At 71.2% G+C, this 11,957-nt stretch carries 13 protein-coding genes; 3 read left to right on the top strand and 10 right to left on the bottom strand.

Annotation, left to right across the window (positions count from 1 at the left end; translation table 11 throughout):
* Positions 1–42: 42 nt before the first annotated feature.
* The 9 genes from H1W00_RS09220 to H1W00_RS09180 are packed head-to-tail and all read right to left on the bottom strand — an operon-like array spanning position 43 to position 8,052.
* Positions 43–420: a DoxX family protein gene (locus H1W00_RS09220; RefSeq protein WP_181755434.1), complete on the bottom strand. Its 378-nt coding sequence runs from the start codon at positions 418–420 to the stop codon at positions 43–45.
* 8 nt (positions 421–428) lie between these two features.
* Positions 429–1,295, bottom strand: a complete 867-nt coding sequence (locus tag H1W00_RS09215) for a GNAT family N-acetyltransferase (RefSeq protein ID WP_181755433.1) — start codon at positions 1,293–1,295, stop codon at positions 429–431.
* A gap of 41 nt (positions 1,296–1,336) precedes the next feature.
* On the bottom strand, positions 1,337–2,467 hold the full coding sequence (ispG, locus tag H1W00_RS09210) for a flavodoxin-dependent (E)-4-hydroxy-3-methylbut-2-enyl-diphosphate synthase (RefSeq protein WP_181756227.1): 1,131 nt from the start codon (positions 2,465–2,467) through the stop codon (positions 1,337–1,339).
* Positions 2,468–2,484: 17 nt separating this feature from the next.
* Positions 2,485–3,786 carry a M50 family metallopeptidase gene (locus tag H1W00_RS09205; RefSeq protein WP_181755432.1) on the bottom strand — a complete coding sequence of 434 codons (1,302 nt, stop codon included), beginning with the start codon at positions 3,784–3,786 and terminating at the stop codon, positions 2,485–2,487.
* Positions 3,783–5,003 carry a 1-deoxy-D-xylulose-5-phosphate reductoisomerase gene (gene dxr / locus H1W00_RS09200; RefSeq protein WP_206679992.1) on the bottom strand — a complete coding sequence of 407 codons (1,221 nt, stop codon included), beginning with the start codon at positions 5,001–5,003 and terminating at the stop codon, positions 3,783–3,785. The genes H1W00_RS09205 and dxr overlap by 4 nt, the downstream gene beginning before the upstream one ends.
* 53 nt (positions 5,004–5,056) lie before the next feature.
* Positions 5,057–5,515, bottom strand: a complete 459-nt coding sequence (locus H1W00_RS09195) for an AMP-binding protein (protein WP_181755430.1) — start codon at positions 5,513–5,515, stop codon at positions 5,057–5,059.
* Positions 5,515–6,243, bottom strand: coding sequence for an enoyl-CoA hydratase (locus tag H1W00_RS09190; RefSeq protein WP_181755429.1), 729 nt, complete (start codon positions 6,241–6,243; stop codon positions 5,515–5,517). Before H1W00_RS09190 ends, H1W00_RS09195 begins: the two co-directional genes overlap by 1 nt.
* A 43-nt stretch (positions 6,244–6,286) precedes the next feature.
* Positions 6,287–7,114: a hypothetical protein gene (locus H1W00_RS09185; RefSeq protein ID WP_181755428.1), complete on the bottom strand. Its 828-nt coding sequence runs from the start codon at positions 7,112–7,114 to the stop codon at positions 6,287–6,289.
* Positions 7,111–8,052, bottom strand: a complete 942-nt coding sequence (locus H1W00_RS09180) for an ABC transporter ATP-binding protein (RefSeq protein WP_338072865.1) — start codon at positions 8,050–8,052, stop codon at positions 7,111–7,113. The genes H1W00_RS09185 and H1W00_RS09180 overlap by 4 nt, the downstream gene beginning before the upstream one ends.
* A gap of 100 nt (positions 8,053–8,152) precedes the next feature.
* Here H1W00_RS09180 and H1W00_RS09175 point away from each other — a divergent pair, with 100 nt between their 5' ends.
* From H1W00_RS09175 to H1W00_RS09165, 3 genes are read left to right on the top strand one after another with little or no spacing between them, the layout of a single operon-like run.
* Positions 8,153–9,304, top strand: a complete 1,152-nt coding sequence (locus tag H1W00_RS09175) for a sensor histidine kinase (RefSeq protein ID WP_338072864.1) — start codon at positions 8,153–8,155, stop codon at positions 9,302–9,304.
* Positions 9,292–9,951: a response regulator gene (locus H1W00_RS09170; protein ID WP_338072863.1), complete on the top strand. Its 660-nt coding sequence runs from the start codon at positions 9,292–9,294 to the stop codon at positions 9,949–9,951. Before H1W00_RS09175 ends, H1W00_RS09170 begins: the two co-directional genes overlap by 13 nt.
* Before the next feature lie 58 nt (positions 9,952–10,009).
* On the top strand, positions 10,010–10,552 hold the full coding sequence (locus H1W00_RS09165) for a hypothetical protein (protein WP_181755426.1): 543 nt from the start codon (positions 10,010–10,012) through the stop codon (positions 10,550–10,552).
* 248 nt (positions 10,553–10,800) lie between these two features.
* Here the strand turns inward: H1W00_RS09165 and rlmN are convergent, their stop codons facing one another.
* Entirely contained in the window at positions 10,801–11,946 is a 1,146-nt protein-coding gene (gene rlmN, locus H1W00_RS09160) for a dual-specificity RNA methyltransferase RlmN (RefSeq protein WP_181755425.1), read from the bottom strand.
* Positions 11,947–11,957: the final 11 nt, after the last annotated feature.

Below are 11,957 nucleotides of genomic sequence, written 5' to 3'. Positions count from 1 at the left end.
GTTATCGGCTGGGGCACCGGCCGCCGTGGCCGCCCGACGGGTTCAGGAGCGGCCGGAGCGCGCGAGGTTCAGCGCCGCGCGGATCAGCGGCCACTGCAGCGGCAGCCGGGCGACGACGCCCGCCTTGTAGGCCGGGGAGGCGCGGCGGCTGCCGACCACGTCGACCGCCATCTGCACGTTCGCCGGGAACACCGCGGCCAGCAGCCCCGCGGACGCCAGCGCACCGATGCGGCGGGTGGGCGGCGCGATCACGGCCGCCGCACAGACCAGCTCGGCCACACCGGAGGCCAGCACGAGCTCGCGGTGACGCGGCAGGAAGCGCGGCACGATCCGCTCGAAGACCTCCGGTCGCACGAGGTGGATGACGCCGGACACGGCGAAGGGGACGGCGACGAGCGCCAGGTCGGTGCGGCGGGTCATGGGACCTCTCAGAGCAGGATCGAGGCGAACGTCTCGACGTGGCGGAAGCCGACTCGCTGGTACGTGCGGAGGGCCGGGGTGTTGTGGGAGTTGACGTAGAGAGTGACGGCCGGCGCGACGGAGCGGCGCACCTGGCGGATCACCGAGGCGAGGGCCGGGGCGGCGACTCCGGTGCCCCGCAGGTCGGGGTGCACCCAGACCCCTTGGAGCTGGCACCCGGTGTCGGTCGCGGCGCCCACCTCGGTCTTGAACAGCACCGTGCCGTCCTCGATGATCGCGTAGGACCAGCCCATCGTCACCAGCTGGGTGACGCGGGCGCGGTAGCCGCTCGGCGAACCCACCGACTCGGGATGGATCCCGACCTCCTCGGTGAACATGGCCACGCAGGCCGGGTAGAGCGTGTCGACCTGGTCGATCCCGACCGGACGCACCCGCGGGTCGAGCGGGACGTCGCTGTCGTGCTTGAGCACCATGAACGGCTGGTTGGGTCGCGGTGAGCGCGCCGGGCCCCACTCGTGCTTGACCCGGTCCCACAGGGGCAGGACGGCCTTGGCCGGGCCGACGAGCGAGCTGGGCTTGTGGCCGTGGGTGAGCAGCCGGTCGCTGAACGCGTCGATCGCCGCGGGCGTGGCCTGGGCCGGGACGACGTTGGCCCCGACGTGCAGCAGCGAGACGGCCTCGCCGTCCTCGAAGTAGCCCCACAGCTCGGCGCCGAACCAGCGGCGGTCGAGCCGGGTCGAGTCGACGCGATGGCGCACGAACATGTCGACGAGCGGCTCACGATCGAGCACGTCGTGGATGAGATCGAGGTCGGCTCGTCCCAACGGCCTCACGTAGGAGGACGTCGCTGCGGGCGGATCGCAGACCTCGGTCATGGCAAAAGCCTACCCGGGCGTCAGCCGACGGACCGAGGACTTCAGGAGACGGAGACCGACGCCGAGCCGCCGTCGACCGGCTCCATCGTCTCGGCGATCCGCATCGCCTCTTCGATGAGCGTCTCGACGATCTGGCTCTCGGGCACGGTCTTGATGACCTCGCCCTTGACGAAGATCTGACCCTTGCCGTTGCCGGACGCGACGCCGAGGTCGGCCTCACGGGCCTCGCCGGGACCGTTGACGACGCAGCCCATGACGGCGACGCGCAGCGGCACCTCGAGGCCGTCTAGACCGGCGGTGACCTGCTCGGCCAGCGTGTAGACGTCGACCTGCGCGCGCCCGCACGACGGGCACGAGACGATCTCGAGCTTGCGCGGGCGCAGGTTGAGCGACTGGAGGATCTGGATGCCGACCTTGACCTCCTCGACCGGCGGGGCCGAGAGGGAGACGCGGATCGTGTCGCCGATGCCCTTGCTGAGCAGCGCACCGAAGGCGGTGGCGCTCTTGATCGTGCCCTGGAAGGCCGGACCCGCCTCGGTGACGCCCAGGTGCAGCGGCCAGTCGCCGCGCTCGGAGAGCATCTCGTAGGCGGCGACCATGACGACCGGGTCGTTGTGCTTGACCGAGATCTTGAAGTCGTGGAAGTCGTGCTCCTCGAAGAGCGAGGCCTCCCAGACGGCCGACTCGACGAGCGCCTCGGGCGTGGCCTTGCCGTACTTCTCCAGCAGGCGCTTGTCGAGGGAGCCCGCGTTGACGCCGATGCGCAGCGAGACGCCCGCGTCCTTGGCGGCCTTGGCGATCGCGCCGACCTGGTCGTCGAACTTGCGGATGTTGCCGGGGTTGACGCGGACCGCGGCGCAGCCGGCGTCGATCGCGGCGAACACGTACTTGGGCTGGAAGTGGATGTCCGCGATGACCGGGATCTGCGACTTCTTCGCGATCGCGGGCAGCGCCTCGGCATCGTCCTGGCTGGGGCGCGCGACGCGCACGATGTCGCAGCCGGTGGCGGTCAGCTCGGCGATCTGCTGCAGCGTGGAGTTGATGTCCGACGTCAGCGTGGTGGTCATCGACTGGACCGAGATCGGGGCGTCACCGCCCACGTCGAGCGAGCCCACCTTGATCTTGCGGGTGGGACGGCGAGGGGCGAGCACCGGCGGCGGGGCCTCGGGCATTCCGAGGTCGATGCCGGTCACGAGAGCCTCACCGGATTGACGATGTCGGCATAGATCAGGACCACACCCATGACTATAAGGACGAGCCCAACCCCATAGGCGACCGGCAGCATCTTCGCGACGTCCACGAAGCCCGGATCGGGCCGTCCGCGCAGGCGCGCGAACGTGCGTCGGATCTGCTCCCACAGGGCGCCGGCGATGTGCCCGCCGTCGAGCGGCAGCAGCGGGATCAGGTTGAACAGCCACAGGAAGAGGTTGAGGCTGGCCAGCAGGCTGATGAGGCGCTGGGTGCGCTCGGCCCACGTGGGGTCGTCGTACGTGACGAGCTCACCGGCGACCCGGCTGGCGCCGACGACGCTGACCGGTCCCTCGGCGTCCCGCTCGGCGCCGAAGGCCGCCTTGGCGACGTCGACCATGCGCACCGGCAGGTGGACCAGCGCGTTCGCGGTGGCGCCGATCATGTCCCCCATCTGGACGACGACGAAGCCCGGGCCCTGGCGCTCGGTGACGAAGGTCGGCGAGACGCCGAGGAAGCCCACGTTCTCGGTCCGCTCGGGGTCGTCGACGGCGGCCCGCGCGAGCACCGAGGTGTTCACCGTGACCTCGCGCTCGGCGCCGTCGCGCTCGAACCCGATCGTGGCCTCGCTGTCGCCGTTGCGGCGGATCAGCGTGGTGACCTCGGTCCAGTCGTCGAGCGGCTCGCCGTTGAAGGTCGTCAGGACGTCGCCCGGCTCGAGGCCCGCCTGGCGCGCCGGGGTGACGGGGTCGGCGTCGGTGCACGCGCGGCCGGCCTCCGCGTCGGTGATCGCGCAGTCGGACACCGCCGAGACCGTGGTGGTGGGCGTGGGCACCCCGAACGCCATGAAGGAGATCGAGAACAGCACGGTGGCGATGAACAGGTTCACCGTGGGCCCGCCGGCCATGACGATGACCTTCTGCCACCACGGCTTGCGGTAGAACAGGCGGTCCTCGTCGGCCGGGTCGATGTCCTCGTACTCCGCGGCACGGGCGTCGGTGGCCATCTGCGTGAACAGGCCCGTGTTCGAGGAGCGCACGACGAGGTGGCCATCGCGGTCGCGCTCCTCGCGCTCGGGCGGGAGCATGCCGACGAGCTTCACGAAGCCGCCGAGCGGGATGGCCTTGAGGCCGTACTCGGTCTCGCCGCGCTTGACCGACCACAGGGTGCGGCCGAAGCCGACGAAGTACTGCGTGACCTTGATGCCGAACTTCTTGGCGGGCCACATGTGCCCGACCTCGTGCAGCGCGATCGAGGCGGCCACGCCGATGAGGAAGAGGACGACTCCCAGGGCGTACATCATCGGCTGGTCACCTCGGCCCGTGCGGCGACGACCTCGCGAGCGCGAGCGCGGGCGCGGGCGTCGGCCTCGAGGACCCGCTCGACCGACAGGTCGCCGGTGGCGGCGTCAGGGTCGGCGAGGTGGTCGTCGACGATCTCGGCGACGGTGTCGACGATGCCGAGGAAGTCGAGGTCGCCGGCCACGAAGGCGTCGACGCAGACCTCGTTGGCGGCGTTGAACACGGCGGGGGCGGTGCGACCGAACTCACCGGCGCGCCGGGCGACGCGGATGGCGGGGAACGCCGTGTCGTCGAGCGGGAAGAACTCCCACGCGGTGGGCGCGCTCCAGTCGCAGGGCGGAACGGCACCGGGAACCCGGCGCGGCCACGCCAGGCCGAGCGCGATCGGCAGGCGCATGTCGGGCGGGGACGCCTGCGCCATCGTGGAGCCGTCGACGAACTCCACCATCGAGTGGACCACCGACGTGGGGTGCACGACGACCTCGATCCGGTCGTAGCCGATCCCGAAGAGCAGGTGCGCCTCGATGACCTCGAGGCCCTTGTTGACGAGCGTGGCCGAGTTGATCGTGATGACCGGGCCCATGTCCCACGTGGGGTGCGCCGCCGCCTGCTCGGGCGTGACGTCGCGCAGCTCCTCACGGGTGCGGCCGCGGAACGGACCGCCGCTGGCGGTCAGTACGAGACGCCGCACGTCCTCGGGCTCCTCGCCCCGCAGGGCCTGGGCGAGCGCGGAGTGCTCGGAGTCCACCGGCACCAGCTGGCCCGGCTTCGCGGCGTCGAGCACCAGGTCGCCGCCGATGATGAGCGACTCCTTGTTGGCCAGCGCGAGCGTGGCGCCGGTCTCGAGCGCGGCCAGCGTGGGCATCAGGCCGACCGCTCCGGTCATGCCGTTGAGGACCGTGTCGGCGGGCACGCGCGCGGCCTGGACGGCCGCCTCGGGGCCGGTGACGAGCCGGGGCAGGCGGTACTCCCCCGCCGACCAGCCGCGCCGCTGCGCCTCGGCGTAGAGGGCGAGCTGCACGTCCTGCGCGGAGGTGGCGTTGGCGACCGCGACCACCTCGACGCCGAACTCCAGCGCTTGGGACGCCAGGGTCGCCGGATCGGCGCCTCCGGCGGCCAGCGCCACCACGTCGAACCGGTCCGGATTGGCTCGCACCACGTCGAGCGCCTGCGTGCCGATCGACCCGGTGGAGCCCAGGACGACCACCCGCGAACTCATGGGCTCCATTGTGGCACCGGCGGCCGAACGCGGGGCCGTCCCCCGCGAACCGGTCAGGTCAGCGTGCCACCGTGCAGGAGGGTGGCCAGCACGTCGCCGTACGCGCGCTCCATCCGCTCGCCGTAGTCGCCCTCGTCGTGCACGGCGGCCGGGGCCGGGTCGACGCGGCCGGCGCGCAGGACGAGGTCCAGCTCGTACTCCTCCTCGCCGTCGTGGATCGTGGCCGGATCGCCCTCGATCGCGAACGAGGCGTCGCTCGAGGGCTCGGCGCCCAGTCGCACGACGGCGAGCACGCTCACGACCCAGGTGTGCCGGTCGGAGACGGAGAGCCGCACGGGCGCCCCGGCGCGCAGGCCGAGGTCGCGGAGCCCGCCGGCGAGCGACGCCGACTCGTGCAGCAGCTGGGCGTACGAGAGGGAGCCGGTGGCGGTGACGAGCGCCAGCTCGTCGGCGCGTCCTGCGACGACGTGGGAGTCCAGTGCGCGGAAGGCGATGCTCTGCGGTCGTGCCATCAGATCCCCCTGAAGATCGGGTCGCGCTTCTCGGTGCGGGCCAGGGCCGCCTCCTTGACGTCCTCGCTGGCCCAGACGTCGGCGAAGCTCTGGGTGATGCGCTCGTCGTCGTCGGTCGAGCCGTTCAGGACGAGCTTGTTGTGGGCCAGCGTCAGCGGTGCGAGGCGGGCGATCTCGTGCGCCCACGCGATCGCGTCGTCGAGCGTTCCCGCGCGGTCAGCCAGGCCGCAGTCGAGCGCCTCGTCGCGGTCGATCGTGTCGGCGGCGAGCATGACGCGACGGGCGCGCCCGGTGCCGGCGAGGTCGGCCAGCGTGCGGATCGTCCAGGCATCGACCGCCATGCCATTGCGCGCGGTGGGAACGGCGAACCTGGCCCGCTCGTCGACCACACGCAGGTCGCACGCGATGGCGAGCTGCGTGCCCGCGCCGATCGCCGGGCCGTTGACGGCCGCGATGATCGGCACCGGCACCTTCGCGAGGTGGTGCAGCATCCGGTAGAGCGCCTCGATGAACTCGTCACCGTAGACGCCGTCGAGGTCGGCGCCGGCGCAGAAGGCCGACCCCTCCCCCGTCACGACGAGGACACGCGCGCCCTGCTCGACCGCGCCGGTCGCGGCCTCGTGCAGCTCGCGGCACAGCGCCAGGTTGAGGGCGTTGCGCCGGTCGGGCCGGCGCAGGGTCAGCACGACGACGTCGCCGTCGCGCACGGTGGTCAGCAGGTCGGACATGCGATCCAACCTAGCGAGCGACCACCGCGCGGACGGCGAGGCCTCACTTCACTTCGGTGCGCTGGATCCTCAGGAAGCCGAGCACGCCGGGCAGGACCACCCAGAGGCAGAAGGTGAACGCGAAGCGCAGGTACTCCAGCGCTCCCACGTCGACCGACTCGCCCATGACGGTCTCGCCGGAGATGAGCGGCGTGGCCGCGTAGTTGAAGTCCAGCCACGGCAGCAGGTCGCGCGCCCACTCGAAGATGGCCATCAGGATCGGGTACGCGACGACCGGCAGGATCAGCGCGACGACGTAGAAGCTGGCCACCGCGGCCGGCGTGTTCAGCAGCAGCGACGCGAACGCGAACGCCATCCAGAAGAACGCCAGCTGCAGCACGACGGTCCAGAACAGCTCCTTGCCGGTGAGGTTCCAGACGACCTCGTGGTCGGTGAGCATGCCGTAGAGGACGTTGCCGAGAGCACCGAAGACGGCCGCCAGCACGAGCGTGCCGAGCGCGAGCAGCGTGACGGCGGCGAACTTCGCACCGATGACGCGGCCGCGGTGGGGCTGCAGGCTGAAGGTGGTCAGGTGCGTGCGCTGGCTCCACTCGCTGCTCACGGTGAGGATCGCGAACACCGGCAGCAGGATCGACAGCGGGATGGTCATGATCTGGGCGAAGCCCGAGGCCGTGATCGTCACGTCGTCGTTGAGGGCCAGCACGAGCAGCGTGAGCGCCATGGCCAGCAGCAGGAGCCCGCCGGTGATGATGAACAGCCACAGGCCGCCGCGGGTGTCGAACATCTTGCGCAGCTCGACCCTCACCTCGCGGCCGAAGGGGATCGCGGGGCGGGACAGGTCGATCGTCGACCCGGTCGTGGTGGTGCTCATGACTGGACTCCTTCGGTGGCGATGAGATCGCGCTGGTCTTCGGCGGTGAGCTGCAGGAACATGGCCTCCAGGCCCGCTCCGTCTGCCTCGCGCAGCTCGAGCAGGGGCACCCCGGCCTTCGCGGCGGCGAGGCCGACCTCCTCGGGCGACGCCGGGGAGGTGACCGCGTCGGACGCGACGATGGCCTCCAGCCCGGCGCCCTTCAGGGCCTCGAGCAGGGCGACCTGGTCGCGGGCCCGGACGCGGGATCCCGCGGTCTTCAGCAGCTCGTCCTTCGTGCCGCTGGCGACGATCCGGCCGTGCCCGATGACGATGAGGTCGTCGGCAATGATCTGGATCTCGTGCAGCAGGTGCGACGAGAGCATCACGGTGCCGCCGCGGTTGGCGTACTCGCGCAGCAGCTGGCGCATCCAGTGGATGCCGGCCGGGTCGAGGCCGTTCGCCGGCTCGTCGAGGATGAGGACCTTCGGGTCGCCCAGCAGCGCGTGGGCGATGCCGAGGCGCTGGCGCATGCCGAGCGAGTAGTTGCGGACGCGGCGCTTGGCCTCCTTCGGCGTGAGGCCGACGAGGGCGAGCATCTCGTCGACGCGCGACATGGGCAGACCCATGGCGCGGGCACCGATGACGAGCACCTCGCGGCCCGTGCGGCCGCCGTGCTGAGCGGAGGCGTCGAGCAGCACGCCGACCTGCGTGGCGGGGTTCGGGATGTCGGTGTACGCCGAGCCGCCGATGGTGGCGGAGCCGCCGGAGGGGCGGGTCAGGCCGGCGATCATGCGCATCGCCGTGGACTTGCCGGCACCGTTGGGTCCGAGGAACCCGGTGACGCGCCCTGGGCGGCACACGAACGAGACGTCGTCGACGGCGCGGAAGTCGCCGTACGACTTGGACAGACTCTGGACTTCGATCAGGGGTCCCCCCCTGCCGTGTCCGACCGGCACCAGACAGCCCCCGACACGCTTTTCCTGATAGCCGAAAGTAGGGGGTCGGTGCGTCCGTGGGGCGATGTGGCGCCCGCGGTGGCGGCCCTATCCTGAGGCGGTGACGCCCCCGCCCCCTCCCCTCAGCGTGTGGGGTCACACCTGGCGCATCGTGCTGGGGCTCAGCATCAGTGCCCTCGCGTGGTGGACCCTGTTCCCGTGGCAGTGGGAGAACGCGCGCTGGTGGTGGTGGCTCGACCTCGCCGTCGGGATCGCCTGCTTCGTGCTCATGTTCTGGCGCCGCCGGTTCCCCGTGACGGTGGCCCTGGTGACGAACGTCGCCAGCGCCTTCGCCACCACCGCGGGCGGTCCGGCGACACTCGCCCTGTTCTCACTGTCCACCCGCAGGCGCTGGCGCGAGATCATCCCCGTCAGCGCCGTCACGATGCTCTCGGCCTTCGTCTTCGTGGGCATCGACCCCACGGTCGATTCGGGCTTGCGCCTGTTCAACGCGGGCTTCGTCGTCGCGATCGTCGGGATCACCGTCGGCTGGGGCATGTACGTGGGGTCGCGGCGTGAGCTGATGGCGACATTGAAGGAACGGGCCGAGCGCGCGGAGTCCGAGCAGAGCGCGCGTGTCTCGCAGGCCCGCACGGCCGAGCGCGCCCGCATCGCCCGCGAGATGCACGACGTCCTCGCCCACCGGATCTCGATGGTGACGATGCACGCCGGCGCCCTGACCTTCCGCGACGACCTCGCGCCCGAAGAGATCAAGCGCACCGCGTCGGTCATCGAGCAGAGCTCGCGGCTCGCGCTGATCGAGCTGCGGGAGGTGCTCGGCGTGCTGCGTGACGACGTCGGCGACGGCGCCCCCGAGCCGCCGCAGCCCACCGCGGGCGCCATCGACGGACTCGTCGCCCAGTTCCGGGACTCCGGCATGAACCTGCAGTACGACGACCGGATCGACCCGGCCACGATCCCCGACCTGATCGGGCGCACCGCCTATCGCGTCGTCCAGGAGGGGCTGACGAACGCCGCCAAGCACGCGCCGCACGCTCGCGTCACGCTGCTGGTGACGGGCGGTGCGGACGACGGACTCGTGATCGAGGTGTCGAATCCCCTGCCGGCCGGTGGCCGATCACCCGACTTCCCGGAGTCCGGTCTCGGACTGGTGGGCCTGACCGAGCGGGCCGAGCTCGCCGGTGGCCGGCTGCACCACGGGACGGTGTCCGGCCACCACGTCCTGAGAGTGTGGTTGCCGTGGAGCGCCTGACCCGAGTCCTGCTGACCGACGACGACCCCCTCGTCCGCGCCGGCCTGGCCCTCATCCTCGGCGGCGCGAAGACGATCGAGGTCGTCGCCGAGGCGGCGAACGGGCGCGAGGCCCTGGCGGCAGTGCGCGAGCAGTCCGTCGACCTCGTCCTGATGGACCTCCGCATGCCCGTGATGGACGGCATCGAGGCGACCCGCGCGATCTCCGCGGAGCCGCGGGCACCGAAGGTCCTGGTGCTCACGACCTTCGACGCCGACGACCACATCGTGCGCGCGCTGGCCGCCGGCGCCGCGGGCTTCCTGCTGAAGGACACCCCTCCCCCGCGGATCGTCAAGGCGATCGAGGCGGTGATGGCCGGCGAGCCGATGCTGTCGCCCGCCGTGACGCAGAACCTGATCCGCCAGGTCACGGCCGACTCGACCGACCACCGACGTACCGACGCCGAGCGCCTCGTCGCCACGCTGACCGAGCGCGAGCTCGACGTCGCCCGAGCCGTCGGGCACGGTCGCTCGAACGCCGAGATCGCCGGCGAGCTGTTCATGAGCCTGGCCACCGTGAAGGCGCACATCTCGCGGATCTTCGCCAAGCTCGACGCCACGAACCGCGTGCAGGTGGCGATCACGATGCACGACGCCGGCCGCCTCTGAGTATCGTCTGACCCCCACGTCGGGAATCGCTGTCGGCTCCGAGCGAGATGCTCCGAGCGTGGGCACCCAGTTCTTCGTCGACGAGACCAAGGCCAAGGGCTACGTGGTCGTGGCGGTCGCATGCCCGGATGCGGCACTCAGCGTGTCGCGCAGGGCTCTCGCGAAACTGGTTCTTCCCGGCCAACGCGCGCTTCACATGAAGAACGAGAGCGCGCGTCGTCGAAGCCAGATCGCAGGGGCCGTCTGCGATCTCCGCCATGTCGGCGTTCGTGCCTGGGTGCTCGATGCAGGTCGCGGCCCCGAGTCGGAGCTGAGCCGTCGGGAGCGGGCGCTTCGGGCTCTCGTCGTGCGGGCGGCACCCGAGGGCGCGGCTCATCTGATCCTGGACCTGGACCTGGACGAGACTCTGGTCGCGCGGGATGCGAGAGCCCTTTCCGCCGCCGTACGCGAAGCCAGAGCGCCATCGGTCACGTACAGCCACCAGTCCCTCCGCGCGCAACCGCTGCTGGCACTGCCGGACGTCATCGCCTGGTGCTGGGCCCGCGGCGGGGATTGGCGGCGAAGAGTGGGGCCGATCGTCAACGACGCTCGTACGGTCTGAGAAACGCGAAACCCGAGCGCCGCGTCCGTCCGGACGGGTCTCGGGTTCACTTCCTGACGCGGAGTGCGCCAGACGTGAACAGTATGGCCCTCGACGAGGACAGAGCCAAGCGAAGCGCGAGCGCGCCGGCCGGCATGGCTGACGCCGGCCACCTCTGAGGCTCCTCGGCGTCCACCTTTTTGGAAACGGATGCACGCCACTCGAAGGGAATGAGGTGCATCCCGTTCCACAAGTGGAGAGGGGGCGGGCTACTCGGCGGCGGCGAGCTGGCCGCAGGCGCCGTCGATGTCGGAGCCGCGGGTGTCACGGACCGTCGTCGGGATGCCCTTGGCCTCGAGGCGGCGGACGAACTCGCGCTCGTCCTCGCGGCGCGAGGCAGTCCACATGGAGCCGGGCGTCGGGTTCAGCGGGATGAGGTTGACGTGCACCCAGCCCCAGTCGCCGTAGGAGTTCAGGACGTCGCCCAGCATGTCGGCGCGCCAGGCCTGGTCGTTGATGTCGCGCATCATCGCGTACTCGATCGAGACGCGGCGCTTCGTCGTCTTCGCGTAGTTCCACGCGGCCTCGACCGTCTCGGCGACGCTGGAGCGGTTGTTGATCGGCACCAGCTCGTTGCGCAGCTCGTCGTCGGGCGCGTGCAGGCTCAGCGCGAGGGTGACCGGGATGCCCTCCTCGGCCAGCTGGCGCATGCGCGGCACGAGGCCCACCGTGGACACGGTGATGTTGCGAGCGCTCATGCCGAGGCCGTCGGGGGCGGGCGCCACCATGCGGCGCACGGCGCCGATGACGGCCTTGTAGTTGGCCATCGGCTCGCCCATGCCCATGAAGACCACGTTGGAGAGCCGGCCGGGGCCGCCGGGGATCGCGCCGGAGGACATCTGGTGGGCGGCGTCGACGACCTGGTCGATGATCTCGGCCGTGCTCATGTTGCGCTGGAGGCCGCCCTGGCCGGTGGCGCAGAACGGGCACGCCATGCCGCAGCCGGCCTGGCTGGAGACGCAGATCGTGGCGCGGTCGGGGTAGCGCATCAGCACCGACTCGACGAGCGCGTTGTCGAACAGGCGCCACAGCGTCTTGCGGGTGGTGCCCTTGTCGGCCTCGAGCACGCGCACCTGCGACAGCAGCGGCGGCAGCAGGGCGCCGACGATCGCGTCGCGCTCCTTCGCCGGGAGGTCGGTCATCAGCTCGGGATTGCGCTCGTGGCGCGCGTAGTAGTGGTGCGCGACCTGCTTGACGCGGTACGGCTTGAGCCCGAGCTCCTCGGCCGCGGCCTTGCGCTCGTCGCCCGAGAGGTCGGCGAGATGGCGCGGCGGCTTGCCCCGCCCGCGGGCCGGTGCCATCACGAGGGGCAGCGGCTTCGGATTGACGTCCGCGACATTCACCTCGTTGGCCATGACTCCAGTGT

This window comes from Aeromicrobium phoceense (genome assembly GCF_013868155.1).
Classification (GTDB): Bacteria; Actinomycetota; Actinomycetes; order Propionibacteriales; family Nocardioidaceae; genus Aeromicrobium; species Aeromicrobium phoceense.
Note: the sequence above shows the minus strand (reverse complement) of the source record. Positions and strands in the feature narration are given on the sequence as shown.